Source organism: Streptomyces sp. NPDC058157 (genome assembly GCF_042884105.1).
GTDB lineage: Bacteria > Actinomycetota > Actinomycetes > Streptomycetales > Streptomycetaceae > Streptomyces.
On record NZ_JBHVUQ010000005.1, the window covers coordinates 46,088 to 63,139 of the forward strand.

The window sequence follows — 17,052 nt, forward strand, 5'->3', positions numbered from 1 at the left end:
CGGTCATGGCACGGGACTTCTACGAGGTGCTGGGAGTATCGCGGACCGCGAGCCAGGACGAGATCCAGCAGGCATACCGCACACTCGCCCGCAAGAACCACCCCGACGTCAACAAGGACCCGGGGGCGGAGGAACGCTTCAAGGACCTCAACGAGGCGTACAGCGTCCTGTCGGACCCGAAGACCCGGGCCCGCTACGACCGCTTCGGCGAGGACTTCCGCAAGATCCCCGAGGACTTCGACGAACGGGTGGCGGCCGGAGGAGGCGGCTTCCGCGCGCGGAGGACCGCGGGCGCAGGAGGCCCCCGCGTCCGGTACGCCACCGGCTTCGGCGACGACTTCGCGGCGGACGGTGCCGACATCGAGGACCTGCTCGGCTCGATCTTCGGAGCAGGAGCCGCCCGCGGCGGTGTACCGGGAGCCGACCAGGAGGCCGAGCTGCCGCTCACCGTGGAGGAGGCGTTCAAGGGCGGCCGTCGCGCCGTCACGCTCGCCGGTCCCGCCGGTCAGCCCCGGCGGTACGAGGTCAACGTGCCGCCGGGCGTCACCGACGGGCAGCGCATCCGGCTCGCCGGGGAAGGCGGCCAGGGAAGTGGTGCCGCCCCGGGAGGTGACCTGTACCTGCGGGTGCGTATCCAGCCCCACCCGCAGTTCCGATTGCACGGCCGCGATGTCCACGTCCAGGTACCGGTCACTCCCTGGGAAGCGGCCCTGGGCGCGACCGTGCCGGTGCCCACCCCCGGCGGTGGCACGGCCAAGGTCACGGTGCCGGCGGGCTCGTCCAGCGGCCGGCGACTGCGGCTGCGCGGCGAGGGCATGCCCAACCCGCGAGGCGCGGACGGCGACCTGTACGCCGAACTCCGCGTCATGGTGCCGCCCACCCTGGGCGACCGGGAGCGCGAACTGTTCGAGGAACTCGCCGCCACTTCCTCGTTCGATCCCAGGAGGACGCGATGAACGACCGTCCCGTACGAACGGGCGCCGACATCACCGCCTCGACGGCTGTCCGCTACGCGCTCGTGCCCGTCCACAGACTCTCCCTGGACGCCGTGGCCCGTCTCTCGGGCCTCCACCCCGACCTGATCCGCCGGTTCGTCGCCCTCGGACTGCTCGATGCCGACCGCGACGCGGCGGGGCACCTGGTGTTCGACCCCACGGCCCCGGCGGTGCTCGCCCGCATCCAGCGGCTGCGCTCCGGACTCTGCCTCAACTACGCATCGATCGGCCTGGTGCTCGACCTGCTCGACCGCATCAGCCTGCTCGAAGCCGCCGTGCGCCGCGGCCACGGCACGAGGAGTGAAACACCCCCATGGACATGAACCGTCTTACCCAGAAGTCCCAGGAAGCCCTCCAGGAGGCACAGACCGAGGCCGGCCGCCTGGGCCAGACCGAGGTCGACGGCGAACATCTGCTGCTCGCACTCCTCGATCAGGAGGACGGTCTGATCCCGCGGTTGCTGCAACAGGCCGGCGCCGAGCCGAGCGCACTGCGCGCGGCGGTGCGGGAAGACCTCTCCCGTCGTCCCAAGGTCACCGGCCCCGGCGCCGCACCGGGCCAGGTCTTCGTCACCCAGCGCCTCGCCCGCCTGCTCGACGCCGCCGAACGGGAGGCCAGACGCCTCAAGGACGAGTACGTGTCCGTGGAGCACCTCCTGCTCGCCCTGGCCGAGGAGGGCTCCGCAACCAGGGCCGGGCGTCTGCTCAAAGAGGCCGGCATCACCAGGGACTCGTTCCTGAGCGCGCTCACCCAGGTCCGCGGTAACCAGCGCGTCACCTCCGCCAACCCCGAAGTCGCCTACGAGGCCCTGGAGAAGTACGGCCGCGACCTGGTCGTGGAGGCCAGGGCCGGCCGGCTCGACCCGGTCATCGGCCGGGACGCCGAGATCCGCCGCGTCACCCAGATCCTCAGCCGCAAGTCCAAGAACAACCCGGTCCTCATCGGCGACCCGGGCGTCGGCAAGACCGCCATCGTCGAGGGTCTCGCCCAGCGCATCGTCCGCGGCGACGTGCCCGAGGGACTCCGCGACAAGATCGTGTTCGCTCTTGACATGGGTTCCCTGGTCGCAGGGGCCAAGTACCGCGGTGAGTTTGAGGAACGCCTCAAGGCCGTGCTCGGCGAGGTCACCGCCGCCCAGGGACGCATCCTGCTCTTCGTCGACGAACTGCACACCGTCGTCGGCGCGGGCGCCGCCGAAGGAGCCATGGACGCCGGCAACATGCTCAAGCCGATGCTGGCCCGCGGTGAACTCCACATGATCGGCGCCACCACCCTCGACGAGTACCGCAAGCACATCGAGAAGGACGCCGCCCTCGAACGCCGCTTCCAGCAGGTGGTGGTCGACGAGCCGAGCCTGGAGGACACCATCTCCATCCTGCGCGGACTGCGCGAACGCCTGGAGGTCTTCCACGGCGTCAAGATCCAGGACACCGCGCTGGTCTCCGCGGCCACCCTCAGCCACCGCTACATCACCGACCGGTTCCTGCCCGACAAGGCCATCGACCTCGTCGACGAGGCGTGCGCCCGGCTGCGCACCGAGATCGACTCCATGCCCGCCGAACTCGACGAGATCACCCGCCGCGTCACCCGCCTGGAGATCGAGGACGCCGCCCTCTCCAAGGAGACCGATCCCGCCAGTGAGGCCCGCCTGGGGGAGCTGCGCAGGGAACTGGCGGACCTGCGCGCCGAGGCCGACTCCAAGCACGCACAGTGGGAGGCCGAACGGCAGGCCATCCGCCGCGTGCAGGAACTGCGCCAGGAACTGGAACAGGTCCGCCGCGAAGCCGAGGAGGCCGAACGCTCCTACGACCTCAACCGCGCCGCCGAACTCCGCTACGGCCGCCTCCGGGACCTGGAACGCCGACTCGCCGCGGAGGAGGAGCAACTGGCCGCCAAACAAGGCCGGAACCGGCTGCTGCGCGAGGTCGTCACCGAGGAGGAGATCGCCGAGATCGTCGCCGCCTGGACCGGCATCCCCGTCGCCCGCCTCCAGGAGGGCGAACGCGAGAAACTGCTGCGCCTCGACGAGATCCTGCGCGAGCGCGTCATCGGCCAGGACGAGGCCGTCAAGCTCGTCGCCGACGCCATCATCCGCGCCCGCTCCGGCATCCGCGACCCCCGCCGCCCCATCGGTTCGTTCATCTTCCTCGGCCCCACCGGCGTCGGGAAGACCGAGCTGGCCAAGACCCTCGCCCGGGCCCTGTTCGACTCCGAGGAGAGCATGGTCCGGCTCGACATGAGCGAGTACCAGGAACGGCACACCGTCAGCCGGCTGATGGGCGCACCGCCCGGATACGTCGGCTACGAGGAAGGCGGCCAGCTCACCGAGGCCGTACGCCGCAAGCCGTACTCCGTCGTGCTGTTCGACGAGATCGAGAAGGCGCACACCGATGTCTTCAACACCCTGCTGCAGATCCTCGACGACGGCCGCATCACCGATGCCCAGGGCCGCGCCGTCGACTTCCGCAACACCGTGATCATCATGACGTCCAACATCGGCTCCGAGCACCTCCTCGACGGCGCCACCGCCGAGGGCGAGATCAAGCCCGACGCCCGCGCCCTGGTGATGGGCGAGCTGCGCGGACACTTCCGCCCGGAGTTCCTCAACCGCGTCGACGACATCGTGCTGTTCAAGCCGCTCGGTGAACGGCAGATCGAGCGGATCGTGGAGCTGCAGTTCGACGAACTGCGCCACCGGCTCGCCGAGCGCCGCATCGCCGTCGAACTGACCGATGAGGCGCGTGAGCTGATCGCCCACCAGGGATACGACCCCGTATACGGGGCCCGGCCGCTGCGCCGCTACATCTCCCACGAGGTGGAGACACTGGTGGGGCGCGCCCTGCTGCGCGGCGACGTGCAGGACGGCGCGACGGTCCGTGTCGAGGCCGAGCACGGAGAGCTGGTGGTCACCTACGACCAGCAGGAGGGGGCCCGGGAAGCGAGGGCGGCGTGAACACCACCCGCACGACGACGGTGACCTGCCCGAACTGCGGTCGCGGCAACCGGATCCCCGCAGCCGCCGAGGGCCGCCCCCGATGCGGCCACTGCAAGCAGCCCCTGCCCTGGATCGCCGACGCGGGCGACGACGACTTCGCGGAGGTCGCCGAGAACGCCACCGTGCCCGTCGTGGTCGATCTCTGGGCCACCTGGTGCGGCCCCTGCCGCATGGTCAGCCCCGCCCTCGAACAGGTCGCCCGCGACCTCGCCGGACGGATCAAGCTCGTCAAGGTCGACGTCGACCAGAACCCGCGGCTCAGCCGGCGGTTCGAGGTGCAGGCGGTGCCGACCCTGCTCGTCATGGACCGGGGCGAGACGATCGCCCGGCAAGCCGGCGCGGCACCCGCGCACGTACTGCGCTCGTGGGTCGAGCAGGCGACGGCCGGCCACCACAGCGCCGCAGGAGGGTGAACGCGACGCACCGGATGCAGCCGAGCCGTTCAACCCCACGGAAGGAGAACCACCATGCTTGGTGCGGTCCGCGAGACATCGGACAGGTACGGGGCGTTCCCCCGCCTGACACCGGAGCAGCTCCGCGACCTGGCCGCCCACGGTGAGCGCCGCGGGACCGCCGAGGGGGAGGTGCTGTACCGCGAGGGCGAGCCGTTCCGGGAGTTCCTGGCCGTCCTCAGCGGAACCGTCGAGGTGCTCCACGACCACGGCGGCCCCGACGAGCGCACGGTGGCGGTCCACGGACCCGGCGGGTTCCTGGGCGAACTCGGGCTGCTGGAAGGCCATGCGGCCTTCGAAACCGCCGTGGTGCGCGAGGCCGGCGAGATCCTGGCCGTACCGGTGGAGCGGCAACGCGCCCTGGTCGGCAGCGACCCCGTACTCGGCGACCTGATCCTCCGCGCCTACCTGGGCCGCAGGTACCTGCTCATCGGCCTCGGCGCCGGCTTCCGCATCCTGGGGTCGTGCTACTCGCGGGACACGCTGCGGCTGCGCGAGTTCGCTAACCGCAACCGGCTGCCGCACCGATGGGTGGATCTGGAGAGGGACAAGGAGGCCGAGGCGCTGCTGCGCCGGTTCGCCATCCGCCCCGAGGAGACTCCGGTGGTCCTCTGGCAGGGCGAGCGGCTCCTGCGCAATCCGAGCAACGCCGAACTCGCCCGGCTCATCGGGCTGCCCGCCCCCGCCCCCTCGCCCGAGAGCGCACGGTGCGACGTGCTGGTGGTCGGTGCGGGCCCCGCAGGACTCGCCGCCGCCGTCTACGGTGCCTCCGACGGCCTCACCACGGTCACCGTCGACGCCGTGGCCGCCGGAGGCCAGGCCGCGACCTCGTCCCGCATCGAGAACTACCTCGGCTTCCCGTCGGGCATCTCCGGGGGCGAACTCATCGAACGCGCGGTGCTCCAGGCCCACAAGTTCGGTGCCCGCCTCACGGTGCCGGCGGAGGTCAGCGGGCTCACCCCGCAGGACGACGGGTACGTCGTCACCTTCACGGACGGGTCCCGGGCCCGGGCCGGTGCCGTGGTGCTCGCCGCGGGCGTGCGGTACCGCAGGCTCGAAGTGCCCGGCATCGACCGCCTGGAAGGCATCAGCGTCTACTACGCGGCGACGGTCCACGAGGCCGGCCTCTGCCGGGCGGACCCGGTCGCCGTGGTCGGCGGCGGGAACTCAGCCGGGCAGGCTGCGCTGTTCCTCGCCGCCCACGCGTCCAGGGTCCACCTCCTCGTCCGGGGCGGCGACCTGCACGCGGACATGTCGCGCTACCTGGTGGACCAGGTGCGACAGCACCCCGCGATCGAGGTGTCGCTCCACACCGAAGTCCGGGGCGTCGCCGGGGAGGAGCAACTGGAGTCGCTGACGGTGGAGGACAACGCGAGCAGTGCGCGCCGCGAGCTCCGGGCCGCGGCGCTGTTCGTGTTCATCGGGGCCCGGCCGCGCACGGAATGGCTCAGGGGCGTGCTGGCCCTGGACGAGAAGGGCTTCGTCGTCACCGGCGCCGAGGCCCAGGCGGCGGCCGACCCGAACCGGTGGGCCCCGCTCGGCCGCGGTCCGATGCTGCTGGAGACCACCCTTCCCGGGGTCTTCGCCGCCGGGGACGTCAGGAGCGGCTCGGTGAAACGGGTGGCCTCGGCGACCGGTGAAGGCGCCATGGCCGTTCGCCTCGTGCACGAGCACCGGGAAAGGAGGGGAAGCCCGGTCGCCGCCGGCCCGGGGTACGCCGACCGGTAGGGGGGCCGGTCGAACATCGCCCGCCAGGTGGGGCAGGACACCCGGTGATGGGTCCGGGTAACTCTGCGGGGGTCAGCCGTGCTCCCTTTCGAGGCGATAGCCGAAGCCGCGCAGCGTGGAGATGCTCGGCGGCTCCGCGGCCGGTACGGCCCGTGCCGCGCTCTGGGCGAGGCGGCGGCGGAGAGAGGCCAGGGTGACGTCCAGGGTCTTGGTGGGACCGAACCAGTTCTCGTCCCACACCCGGGCCATGAGGTCTTCGCGTGAGACGGCGGTGCCGGCGTGCTTGGCCAGGACGGCGAGCAGGTCGAATTCCTTCGGGCGCAGGGCCACTTCTTCACCGCCCAGGAGGCATGTGCGGGCGCGCGTGTCCACGATGAGGGGGCCGACGCGGTAGGCCGCCTCCTGATCGTCGTGTCCGGGGGGAACGCGGCGCAGGTGGGCGCGGAGGCGGGCCAGGAGTACGGAGAGGGCGAAGGGTTTGACGAGGTAGTCGTCGGCGCCGGCGTCGAGCCCGGCGATGATGTCGATCTCTTCGCTGCGGGCGGTCAGGACGACGAGCAGGAGCTCGGGATGGCAGCTGCGGAGCTCCCGGGCGAGGTCGATGCCGTCCGCGTCCGGCAGGCCGAGGTCGAGCAGGACGATCTCCGGCGGTGCGGTCCGGGCTGCTTGGAGCCCCCCGTTGCCGGTGCGGCACCAGGTGGTGGCGTACCCGTGCGCCCGGAGTCCGGTGTCGAGGTGACGTCCGATGGTCTCGTCGTCCTCGATGATCAGGAGGGCGGGGGAGCGGTCGCGGTCGTGGGGGGCGGGCATGGTCAGCAGCGTAGGCCCGTGAGTCACAGCTCGCGCAGTTCCTCGACGGGTGGGCGGGCCGAGCGTCGGGCGGCGTTGAGGGCCGCCGCGGTGAGGGCTGCGACGGTCGCCACGGCTGTGGCGGCCAGGTAGCCCCAGGGGACGGCCGCGCCGGTCGGTGGCGGGTCGAAGACGCCGGTCAGCACCGTGATCAGCATGCGGGACAGGGCCCAGCCGACGACGGCGCCGCCCGCGAATCCCGCTGTGGTCAGGGCGGCGGCCTCGGCCAGGACCAGGCCGCGCAGCTGGCGGGGTGTGGCGCCGAGGACGGTGGTGATCGCGAAGGTGCGTCGGCGTTCTGCCAGGCCCAGGGCCAACACGATTCCACCGGATGCGGCGGCCAGGAGCACGGCGAAGCCGAGTTCGATCCGGGAGAGGCCGGCCAGGTCCACGGAGGTGAGGCCGGAGCCGACGGCGGAGCGGGTCTGGGTGATGTCGGTGACCGTGGCGGAGGGCCCCAGCTTGTGGCGCAGGGCGTCGGCGACGCCGTGCTGGTTCGTGCCGCCCGTGTCGACGAGGAACGCGCCGACGGCGTCACTGCCGGTGGCGCGGGCCACGTAGTCGGCGTTCGCGACCAGGAAGCTGTCCTTGGGCGCGGTGGGGAACTCCTTGACGACGCCCGCGTAGTGGAAGGGAACAGTGCGCAGGGACTGGGTGCGGCTGTCGCGAAGGCGCAGGTTGACCGTGTCTCCGGGGGTGAGGCGGAAGTCCTTGACGGTCTCCTCGCTGACGAGCAGGCCGTCGGGGCGGGCCGCGAGCCGGTGCATCAGGGCGCGGGCCGTGCCGCCCGCGAAGTAGGCGTCCTGGAGCGAGGTGGCGCTGGTGATGGTGGCGGGCCGGACGCCGTAGAGGTCCTGGAGGTCCGCCCCGACGTAGGCGAAGCGGTGGACGAGGGGTTCGACGTGCCGGACGCCCGCCACGTGCAGGGCCGAGGCCGCGCCGGGCCCGGCGCTCGTGCCGGGAGGCTGGGTGACGGTGACGTCGGCGCCGTTGGTGAGGCGGGCGTCGACCTCTGCCTGCTGCCGGTAGGTGGCGTTGAAGACGGAGGTGGAGACGGCGAAGGCCAGGGCCAGGCCCAGCAGGACGGCCGCGTGTGCCAGCGGCCGACGCCTGCGCGACATGCCGGCCGCCGTGGTGGCGGCGAGCGTGCCCGTCAGAGGCTTCGCGAGGCGGGAGAGGACCGGTCTGCCGTGGGCGAGGGCGAGGTAGGTCAGGCGCCACAGGAGCAGCGCGCCGCCGAGCCACAGCAGGGCGGGCCCGAGGAAGGCCCAGTAGGACACGGAGATGCTGGGCACGCCTTCGGGGGCGAGTACGAGGGCGTACTGGTTGGCCCCGGCTGCCCTGAAGACCAGCAGGGAGAGGGCGAGGAGGACGAAGTCCAGGCCGTAGCGCATCCAGCGTGGGGAGCGGGCACGCCGGACCTCACGCCGGGCCTGTGCGATCGTGGTGGCCCTCAGGTCCCGGAGGGCGGGCAGCAGGACGGCTGCCTCGGCCACGGCGACGCCCAGCAGGAAGGCGGAGGAGGACCAGGTCAGGGCGGAGGCGGCGCTCACTCCGAAGGAGGCGGTGCCGAAGGCGGCCAGCCCGGCGAGCGCGGCGATCCCGATACCCGGCAGGCCTCCGGTGATGCCGACAACGGCCGCCTCGGATGCGGCCAGGGCGGCCACTCGGCGAGGTGACAGGCCGCGGGTACGCAGAAGGGCCTGTTCCTGGCGTCTGCGATCCGCCCCCGCCCCTGCCACGGCGGCGGTCAACAGCGCCGCGAGCACAGAGCCGGGAACCCCCAGGAACAGGAAGAGGACCTGGGAGTAGAGGGCGTCCTGGCGGGCGGCATCGAGTGTGGCGGCCAGGTTGTCTCCGACGACGACGCCGCCGGAGGTGCGGGCCTCCAGGTTGCGCGCGGCAGCGGTGACGGCGGTGTAGGCGGCTGCCGGGTCCGCCGGCAGAGGTGCGTCGCGGGCGATGTGGATCTGTGTGGTGACGGCGGTCGGGTCCGTGGCGGCCATCGGCTCGGTCAGTCGTGTGAACAGGTCTTGCGGGACGATGACGACGTTGTCGGGCGGGGCGGAGGGCTGGGACCGGGGCGGGGCGCCGACCTTCTGGAAGAGGGAGTCGGCCTGTGGCAGGTCCACGACCCCTGCCACGGGCACAGCGACAGGTGCGGTGCCCGGCAGATGGACGGTGACGGTGTCACCCGGTGCCGCGTGCAGGTTCGCCGCGGTCTGCTGGGCGAGGAGCACTCCGGCGCCGGTCCCGGTGAGCAGACGTACCGCCAGCGGGAAGGTCCGGCGGTAGCCGTCGGGAAGGCCCAGGACGACGCCCGGACCGGTGCTCCGGGTGCTGCCCGCGGTGGTGGTCTGCATCCCGGTGCTGCGGACCATGCCGACCGTCTCACCGGCACGGACGCCCGGGTCGGCCCGGATCGCCGCGACGACGGCGCGCGGGTCGGCGCCGGGCTGGATCTCGGCCTGCCAGTCGACGGCCACCGAGCGCACCGCGCGGTCCGTCATGGTGGACTTCGAGGCGGTCAGGAAGGAACCGAGGGCGGCGACGAGCGCGACCGCGAGGGCGATGCCCGCGGCGGTGGCGGCGAGACGGCCTGTCCGGTGGAGCAGGAGCCCCCGGACCCAGCTGCCGATCACGGCTCGGCGTCCTGCGCAGTGGCCGGTGCGGAGGGTGAGAAGGCCTCGGCGAGGCCGGGCTGGAGGCGTCCGTCGTGCATGGACCACTGCCGGCTCAGGCTCCGGGCGACGCGCGGATCGTGGGTGGTGACGACCAGGCCGGCGCCGAGGGTGTCCGCGGCGGCCAGGAGTACGGCGACGACGCGGCGTCCCGTGGCCCGGTCGAGCTGTCCCGTCGGCTCGTCCGCGAGGATGAGCCGGGGGGCTGCCGCCAGTACCCGGGCGACGGCCACCCGCTGCGCCTGCCCGCCGGAGAGCTCCTCGGGAAGCCTGTCCGCGAGGTGAGCGGCGGCTACGAGGGCCAGACAGTCCAGGGCACGGCGCCGGGCGGATCGTTCCGACTGCCCGCAGAGGACCAGGGGGAGGGCCGTGTTCTCCACGACGTCCAGGGCGGGGATCAGGCTCGGCCCCTGGAAGACGATCCCCACGCTGTCGGGCCTGGGCTTCCCGGCCAGGCCGGGCCATGTGACCTGGCCGGTGGTCGGCGCTTCGAGGCCGGCCAGCAGGTGGAGCAGGGTGGACTTGCCGGATCCGGAGGGACCGGTGATCGCGATGCGGTCCCCCGCGCGGATCTCGCAGGTGACGCCGTGGACCGCGACGACGGCGGCTGTTCCGGTGCCGTAGGTGCGGGCGGCTGCCTCGCACCGGACCAGGACGTCGGTGGTGTTCACCGCCCGATCCTCCCGTCGCGCAAGACGACGACCCGGTCGGCGATCCTGACCGCCCGCCGGCTGTGGGTGACCAGGAGGACCCCGGCTCCGCGGCGGGCCCGGTCCTGCAGCAGGTCGAGGATCCGTTGTTCGGTGGGGCCGTCGAGTTCGCCCGTGGGCTCGTCGGCGAGCAGGACATCGGGATCGTTGGCCAAGGCGACGGCCAGACCCGCGCGGGCCCGCTCTCCTCCGGCCAGCTCGCGGACCAGTGCCCGGCCACGAGCGCCGAGACCCACCTGGTCGAGGAGCTCTCCGGCGTCGGGCCGGTGGGACGAGGGGCGGGGAGCGCGGGCCGCCGAGCGGGCCAGACGGATGTTGCCGGCCAGATCGAGGTGGCGCAGGAGGTTCCCGGACTGGAGCAGCACGCCGATGCGCCGGGCCCGTACCCGGGCCCGCGCCGCTTCCGGGAGGTGGCTGACCCGCTCCCCGCCCACGTACACGTAGCCGCCGTCAGGCTCGTCCAACCCGGCCAGGCAGGCCAGCAGGGTGGACTTCCCCGATCCGGACGGGCCGATGACGGCGAGCGTCTCCCCGCGCCCCAAGCTCAGGCTGACCCCCCGCAGTGCGAGGGTCTCCTCCACGCCCGAACGGTAGAAGCGGTACAGGTCGTGGGCGGTCAGTACCTCGGCCCCGGTGCCGCCGTCCTGGCTCATCACCGCCACCTCAGCGAGTCCGTGACGGTGCGCCAGGGGTCGATGTTGTCGGCTCCGACCGGTCCCGAGAGGGTGAGAACGGTCTCGTGGCCGGCGTGGAAGAACGCGTACCTCTCGAAGGCGTCCCGTACCGCCTTCCCAGTCACCGGGTCCGCAGGGCCGTCGCCCTGGTAGGTGGAGAGGACCGCCGGGCCGGCGGGCCGGGTGATCAGGGTGGTCGTCCCCGCGGTGAAGTGGGAGATCTGCCCGCGCAGTGCCGGTACGACGGACGCGTTGACGCTCTGCGCCGTGGCGGGCGCTGCCGCCGTGCCGGTGTGGACCGCGATCCGGTTCAGCTTGTCGGTGAAGGTGACGTCCCCGTTGGCCGCCTCCGTGCGGGACCACCCCTCGGGCACCTGAAGGGTGAACGAGCCGGGGGCGGAGCGGTAGGTGACGTAGGCCTGGTTGTCGGGGATGTCGCCGGCCGGGTTGGACTCCGCGGGGGCCGGTGCCGTGACGGTGGTGACGGCTCGGGGAGCAGCGGGAGGGTGCGTGGAACCGCAGCCCGCCAAAGCGGACACGGCAACGGTCAGCGCGACCACGGGCACGGGAAGGACGTAGGTGAGTCGCATGGTCCTCGTGCTCCTTCGCAGGAGGCGGACTGCTCTGTCTGCGACGCTAGGCCCACGATGGTGAGCGGCCGCCCCCCGCACGGTGAGAGGACGGCAAAACCGCCGCACCGGAAGCGCCGGCAGCGCGCTCCTCGCCCGCATGATGGGCGCCATGAGAGCACGCGTGGTCCGCGTGGCCCTGGTGGCCGCGACCGTCGCCCTGGTCCTGCTCGCCGTGCCGCTGGCGGTGGCCGTCCGCTACGCGTTCTTCGCCGACGAAGGCGGAGAGCTGGAACGGGACGCCATGGCCGCCGTCGCCCGGGTGGGACCCGAGTTCGCGACGGGGGACCCGGTCGAACTGCACGCGGCGCGCCCCGGCGAGAAACTCGCCCTCTACGACAGGACGGGAACGCTGCGCGCCGGGGCGGGGCCGGCCCACGGCGGGGAAACGGTCGGCCATGCACTGGCCGGGGGAGTGAACCAGAGCCGGTCCGGGGGTGAACTGATCGTCGCGGTGCCGGTCTCCAGCGGTGAGCAGGTCATCGGAGTGATCCGCGCTTCGACGCGCGCACGCACCGTGTGGGCGCGGGTCCTGTGGGGCTGGGCCGCCCTGCTGGGCCTCTGCCTGGTGGCGCTCGGCGCGGCGGTCATCGTCGCCCGCAGACAGGCGTCCGTGCTCGCCGCACCCCTGGAGGCCCTCGCCGGTACCTCGCTCGCCGTCGCCGACGGAGACCTCACCGCGCGAGCGGAGCCGAGCACGATCGCCGAGATCGACGAGGTGGCACGTGCCCACAACACGATGGTCGACCGCCTGGCACAGCTCCTCGAACACGCCCGCAATTTCACGGCCGATGCCTCCCACCAGCTGCGCACCCCGTTGGCCGGGATGCAGCTGGGGCTGGAAGCCGCCTTGGCCGATCCGGACGCGGACCCGCGGGCCGCGCTCGCCGAGGCGGCGGAACGCTCCAGGCATCTGGACCACACCATCGAAGAGGTCCTGAGACTCGCGAGGTCGGGCGCGGGTCCGCTTCCGACGGTTCAGCAGCAGCCGGCCGCGGAGGTCCTGTCGGCCGCTGAACGCCGCTGGCACGGTGCCTTCGCCGAAGACGGCCGCCGCCTGACCACGACCTGGGAACCCCAGGCGGGCGGGCTGGAGGTGCCGGGCCGTACGGTCGAACAGGTCGTCGACATCCTCCTGGACAACGCCCGCCGGCACGGCAGGGGAACCGTCACCCTGACCGTGCGCGATCTGGGGACGGCCCTCGCCCTGGACGTCGCCGACGAAGGAACCGCGGACCTGGACCCCCGGGTGATCTTCGAGCGGGGTGTCGGCGACGGCTCCGGCATCGGCTTGGCTCTGGCACGACGACTCGCCGCCGCGACCGGCGGCCGCCTCTCGCTGGCCTCGACCGCCCCGACCCGCTTCACGCTGCTGCTGCCCGTGCGCGAACAGCCGTGATCCGGTTCGCGGTGAGCTTCTGCGAACGCCGAAGAAGGGCACGGGCAAAAGGGTCTGCGACCGGTCAAGCGGGTGCGGTCAGCGAGCGGCGAGGCGGGTGCGGAAGGTGACGCCGTCCGAGGTGTCCTCGACGGTGATCGTGCCGCCGTGCAGAGCCGCGATGTCCAGGGCGATGGACAGGCCGAGGCCGGTGCCACCGTCGTCGCGGCTCCTCGCGTCGTCGAGGCGCGTGAACCGCTCGAAGATCTTCTCACGGTCGGCGGGGGCGATCGGGAGGCCGTCGTTCGACACGTCCAGGACGGCGTCGCCGGTCACCGGGTCCGCGGCGATCCGTACGGTGACGGAGTTCCGGGCGTGCCGCTGGGCGTTGTCCAGCAGATTGGTCAGGAGGCGGCCGAGCCACAGGGCGTTGCCGGAGACGATGACGTCGCCGGCCGTGTGGAGGGCGGTCTCATGCGGGTCCGTCGGGCGTGCCGCCACGACGGCGGGGACGAGTTCGGTGAGGTCGACCGGTTCGCCGGGCCGGTTGTGGCCGGTGGCGTCGAGGCGGGCGAGCAGCAGCAGGTCGGCGGAGAGCGCCTGGAGGCGTTCGGTGTCCTGGAGGGCGCCTTCCATCAGGGTGTCGCGCACCGTCGGATCGGGATGGCCGTGTGCCACCTCCAGCTGGGTCCGGAGCACGGCGAGCGGGCTGCGGAGCTCATGTGAGGCATCGGCGATGAACCTGCGCTGCCGGCTCCCCGCGGCCTCCAGCCGTTCCAGCATGGCGTTCATGGTCTCGGCCAGGCGCGCGATCTCGTCGTCGCCGCCCGGAGCGGGCACCCGGCGGTCCAGGCCGCGGTCACTGATCGCGGCGACCTCGGCCCGGATGGCTTCGACGGGCCGCAGCGCCCGGCCGGTCGTCCGCCAGGTCAGGACGCCGACGGTGAGGAGCAACAAGAGGCTCAGGGCCGTGAGCGCCGCCGTGGTGATGTCCTCGGCCGTGTCGGCCGTGCGCAGTGAAGCGCCGACGTGGATGGTCACCGGCCCGGTGGGGGTGGCGGTGGTGACGGTCGTGATGCGCTGGTCGTGCTCCTCGCCGAGGGCGTCGAGGTTGTACGTCCTGCGACCCTCGTGGGTGCCGGTAGGGGTGAGCGCGGGGCGACCGTTGAGGTTCTGGCTCTGCGCGACCACCCTTCCGTGGGCGTCGACGACCTGGATGAAGTCGGTTCCGGGACCGAGCGGAAGCTGAGGAGTGAGCTGACCGGTGGCGGCGAGGCGTGAAACGGCCCGGGTCTCCTCGCGTGCCCCGGCTTCGACGGTCCGTTCCAGGTTGACGCGCAACAGCATCTGGACGACGGCGGATGCGGCCAGCATGACGACCGCGACGCTGACACACGCGGCGAGGGTGGTACGGGTACGGACCGAGCGCGGCGCCAGCCGTCGGAGCAGCGCGGCCGTCCCGGGGCGACCGGCCGGGGGACGCAGAAACGCACCGGCCCGGCCGCGTGCGGAGCGGAGGGCACCGCGGCGCCGGGGTTCGGGCGTGACCGTGCGTGCCTCAGCCACCGTCGGCCGCCAGCCGGTATCCGGCGCCTCGGACGGTCTGCACCGCGGCCCGCCCGAACGGGGCGTCGATCTTGCGGCGCAGGGCGCTCACGTGGACTTCCACGGTGTTGGGGTCGCTGTCGGTGTTGCCGTCCCAGACCTCGTCCAGGATGTCGCGCTTGGAGACGGCCTCACCGGCTCGCCGGGCCAGGTGGTCCAGGACGGCGAACTCCCTCGGGGTGAGCGGTATGTGCACGCCACCGCGGCTGCAGGTGCGGGCGGCGGAGTCGACGACCAGGTCGCCCAGGACCGTGCGCTGCGGGGCCCGGCTGCCGATCCGGCGTGCCAGTGCCCGCAGACGGGCGACGAGCACGACGAAGGAGAACGGTTTGGAGAGGTAGTCGTCGGCGCCGGTGTCGAGAGCCTCGGCCTCGTCCCACTCGCCGTCCTTGGCGGTCAGCATGAGGATGCCGACGCTGCTGCCGCAGGCCCGTAGACGCGAGCACACACGGTAGCCGTTGAGGCCGGGCAGCATGATGTCGAGCACCACGACGTCGTAGGTGCGGTCGGTGGCCTTGGCGAACCCGGACAGGCCGTCGTGGGCGACGTCCACGCTGAAACCCTCGGCGGTCAGCCCGTGCTGAAGCGCCAAGGCCATCCGGCGCTCGTCCTCCACCACCAGTACACGCATACCCCAAGAGTGGCACGCCGCGCAGTCGCCGACCTGAAGGGACCTTCAGGTCTTCAGCAACCCTTCAGCGGGCCCCGACGATGCTGTGCCGCGACGTCCGGGCGCAGGGCCCCGGACCGCGCCAAGAGGCAAGGGGTGGTCACAGTGAGTGAATCCGAGGGCCGGTACATGGGTGGCGACGAGCCGCGCGAGGGGGGTTCCGACACCGCGGCGCGGAAGCCCGCCCGCAAGGGCCGGCTCCGCAGCCGCAGAGCGCGATGGGCCGCGGCCGGTGCCGCGGCGGTCGTGGTGCTCGGCGGCGGCGCGGCTGCGGCGGCCATCCACCATCACGAGGAAGAAGGACGCGGCGAGCACAAGGTGGCGGCCGGAGACCACGAGCGGAGCGACGACTCGCGCGAGGACTCCGAGGGCCGTGAGGGCCGTGAGGGCCGTGAGGGCCACGAGGGACGCGACGGCCACGAGGGACGCGACGGCCGACACCGGGACGGTGAGCGCGGCGCGCGTGCCGACGACGATGTGCGCGGCCCCGCGACCAACGGTGCGCCGGCCCCGCTGCCTTCGCTCTCCGCGGCTGACGCCGTGAACAAGGCCGCCACGGCGGTCAACGACGGCAAGGTCGAGTCGCTGGCACCGGTCGCGGAGCAGGGCGGCGGCCGCGCCTGGCGGATCGTCGTCGTCGGACCCGACGGCGTGCGGCACGCGGTGACCGTCGACGGCACCAGCGGCACGCTGACGGGCAACACCGTTCTGGGCGGCTGAACCGGACCGATCGAGCGGCGCGGCCCCGCCGCGCCGCGCAGAAAGGAGTGCCGCCGTCTTGGGCGCCACGACAACCCCCCGGGCGCACCGCCGCGCCCGCACCCAGGCCGCTCGCTCAGCGGTGAGCAAGGTCCCCGAGGTGACCGCCGCGTTCTGGATCGTCAAGATCCTCACCACCGGCATGGGCGAGACCACCTCCGACTACCTCGCACGTACCCTCGGGCCCGTCCCCGCGGTCGCCGGCGCCGGCCTCCTGCTGGCCGCCGCCCTGGTCGCACAGGCCCGCACGCGCCGCTACGTCCCGGCCGTCTACTGGTCCGCCGTGGTCATGGTCAGCGTCTTCGGGACCATGGCCGCCGACGTCGCGCACGTCGCCCTGGGCGTGCCGTACGCGGTGTCCGCGTCGGCGTTCGCCCTGGCCCTGAGCCTGGTCTTCATCGTCTGGCAGCGGACCGAGGGCACCCTCGCAGTCGAGACCGTGGCCGGCGGACGCCGCGAGGCCTTCTACTGGACCGTGGTCATGGCCACCTTCGCCCTCGGCACGGCCGTCGGCGACCTGACCGCGGCGACCCTGGGCTGGGGGTACCTGCCGTCGGGACTGCTTTTCGCCGCCCTGATCGCCCTGCCGGCTCTTGCCCACCGCTTGTTCGCCCTCCCGCCCGTGCTCGGCTTCTGGTGGGCGTACGTGCTCACCCGCCCCCTCGGTGCCTCCTTCGCGGACTGGGCCGGCGTCGGCGCCGAGCGCGGCGGCCTCGGGCTGGGCACCGGGCCGGTCAGCCTGGTCCTCGCCGTGATCATCGTCGCCGTCGTGCTGTGGCTGAGCGCGGCCGACCGTAGCGCGACACGGTCCTCGTCCTGACCCCGGCCCCTGTCCCCGTACCCGGTCGTGTGCAGCACCGAGTCCGGGGACAGGGGCATCGCTCTGTCGTCACGATCCGGCGGCCGGTGGGACAGTCAGGATGCGTT

15 protein-coding genes are annotated in these 17,052 nt (G+C 72.8%); 8 read left to right on the forward strand and 7 right to left on the reverse strand.

The features are described from left to right. Positions 1–5: 5 nt before the first annotated feature. Genes ACFVXK_RS02500 through ACFVXK_RS02520 form a run of 5 tightly spaced genes read left to right on the forward strand, consistent with a single transcriptional unit; the run spans position 6 to position 6,170 of the window. Positions 6–956 (forward strand): DnaJ C-terminal domain-containing protein, encoded by a 951-nt coding sequence (locus ACFVXK_RS02500; RefSeq protein ID WP_389609626.1) that lies wholly within the window; start codon positions 6–8, stop codon positions 954–956. Then, the gene (locus tag ACFVXK_RS02505; RefSeq protein WP_389609628.1) at positions 953–1,318 is read left to right on the forward strand and encodes a chaperone modulator CbpM; all 366 of its coding nucleotides are present in this window, start codon (positions 953–955) and stop codon (positions 1,316–1,318) included. The genes ACFVXK_RS02500 and ACFVXK_RS02505 overlap by 4 nt, the downstream gene beginning before the upstream one ends. Continuing rightward, entirely contained in the window at positions 1,309–3,948 is a 2,640-nt protein-coding gene (gene clpB / locus ACFVXK_RS02510) for an ATP-dependent chaperone ClpB (protein ID WP_389609630.1), read from the forward strand. The genes ACFVXK_RS02505 and clpB overlap by 10 nt, the downstream gene beginning before the upstream one ends. Continuing rightward, positions 3,945–4,403: a thioredoxin gene (gene trxA, locus ACFVXK_RS02515; protein WP_389609632.1), complete on the forward strand. Its 459-nt coding sequence runs from the start codon at positions 3,945–3,947 to the stop codon at positions 4,401–4,403. The genes clpB and trxA overlap by 4 nt, the downstream gene beginning before the upstream one ends. Positions 4,404–4,457: 54 nt before the next feature. Next, on the forward strand, positions 4,458–6,170 hold the full coding sequence (locus tag ACFVXK_RS02520) for an FAD-dependent oxidoreductase (RefSeq protein ID WP_389609634.1): 1,713 nt from the start codon (positions 4,458–4,460) through the stop codon (positions 6,168–6,170). A 72-nt stretch (positions 6,171–6,242) separates the two neighbouring features. Here the strand turns inward: ACFVXK_RS02520 and ACFVXK_RS02525 are convergent, their stop codons facing one another. The 5 genes from ACFVXK_RS02525 to ACFVXK_RS02545 are packed head-to-tail and all read right to left on the reverse strand — an operon-like array spanning position 6,243 to position 11,674. Next, on the reverse strand, positions 6,243–6,980 hold the full coding sequence (locus ACFVXK_RS02525; protein WP_389609636.1) for a response regulator transcription factor: 738 nt from the start codon (positions 6,978–6,980) through the stop codon (positions 6,243–6,245). A gap of 23 nt (positions 6,981–7,003) precedes the next feature. Further along, positions 7,004–9,661, reverse strand: a complete 2,658-nt coding sequence (locus tag ACFVXK_RS02530; RefSeq protein ID WP_389609638.1) for an ABC transporter permease — start codon at positions 9,659–9,661, stop codon at positions 7,004–7,006. Next, entirely contained in the window at positions 9,658–10,371 is a 714-nt protein-coding gene (locus ACFVXK_RS02535) for an ABC transporter ATP-binding protein (protein ID WP_389609640.1), read from the reverse strand. The genes ACFVXK_RS02530 and ACFVXK_RS02535 overlap by 4 nt, the downstream gene beginning before the upstream one ends. After that, positions 10,368–11,063, reverse strand: a complete 696-nt coding sequence (locus ACFVXK_RS02540) for an ABC transporter ATP-binding protein (RefSeq protein ID WP_389609642.1) — start codon at positions 11,061–11,063, stop codon at positions 10,368–10,370. The genes ACFVXK_RS02535 and ACFVXK_RS02540 overlap by 4 nt, the downstream gene beginning before the upstream one ends. Then, entirely contained in the window at positions 11,063–11,674 is a 612-nt protein-coding gene (locus tag ACFVXK_RS02545) for a hypothetical protein (RefSeq protein WP_389609644.1), read from the reverse strand. Before ACFVXK_RS02545 ends, ACFVXK_RS02540 begins: the two co-directional genes overlap by 1 nt. 151 nt (positions 11,675–11,825) lie before the next feature. On the opposite strand from ACFVXK_RS02545, the gene ACFVXK_RS02550 reads away from it, so the two are divergent. Beyond that, on the forward strand, positions 11,826–13,112 hold the full coding sequence (locus ACFVXK_RS02550) for a histidine kinase dimerization/phospho-acceptor domain-containing protein (protein WP_389609646.1): 1,287 nt from the start codon (positions 11,826–11,828) through the stop codon (positions 13,110–13,112). A 78-nt stretch (positions 13,113–13,190) separates the two neighbouring features. Here the strand turns inward: ACFVXK_RS02550 and ACFVXK_RS02555 are convergent, their stop codons facing one another. Both ACFVXK_RS02555 and ACFVXK_RS02560 read right to left on the reverse strand, forming a co-directional pair. Next, complete coding sequence (locus tag ACFVXK_RS02555) at positions 13,191–14,465, reverse strand: ATP-binding protein (RefSeq protein ID WP_389609648.1); 1,275 nt, start codon at positions 14,463–14,465, stop codon at positions 13,191–13,193. A 184-nt stretch (positions 14,466–14,649) separates the two neighbouring features. Continuing rightward, the gene (locus ACFVXK_RS02560; protein WP_389609650.1) at positions 14,650–15,327 is read right to left on the reverse strand and encodes a response regulator transcription factor; all 678 of its coding nucleotides are present in this window, start codon (positions 15,325–15,327) and stop codon (positions 14,650–14,652) included. Between the two features lie 144 nt (positions 15,328–15,471). On the opposite strand from ACFVXK_RS02560, the gene ACFVXK_RS02565 reads away from it, so the two are divergent. Both ACFVXK_RS02565 and ACFVXK_RS02570 read left to right on the forward strand, forming a co-directional pair. Beyond that, positions 15,472–16,086, forward strand: coding sequence for a hypothetical protein (locus ACFVXK_RS02565; RefSeq protein ID WP_389609652.1), 615 nt, complete (start codon positions 15,472–15,474; stop codon positions 16,084–16,086). A gap of 58 nt (positions 16,087–16,144) precedes the next feature. Continuing rightward, positions 16,145–16,945 carry a hypothetical protein gene (locus ACFVXK_RS02570; protein WP_389609654.1) on the forward strand — a complete coding sequence of 267 codons (801 nt, stop codon included), beginning with the start codon at positions 16,145–16,147 and terminating at the stop codon, positions 16,943–16,945. Positions 16,946–17,052 lie beyond the last annotated feature (107 nt).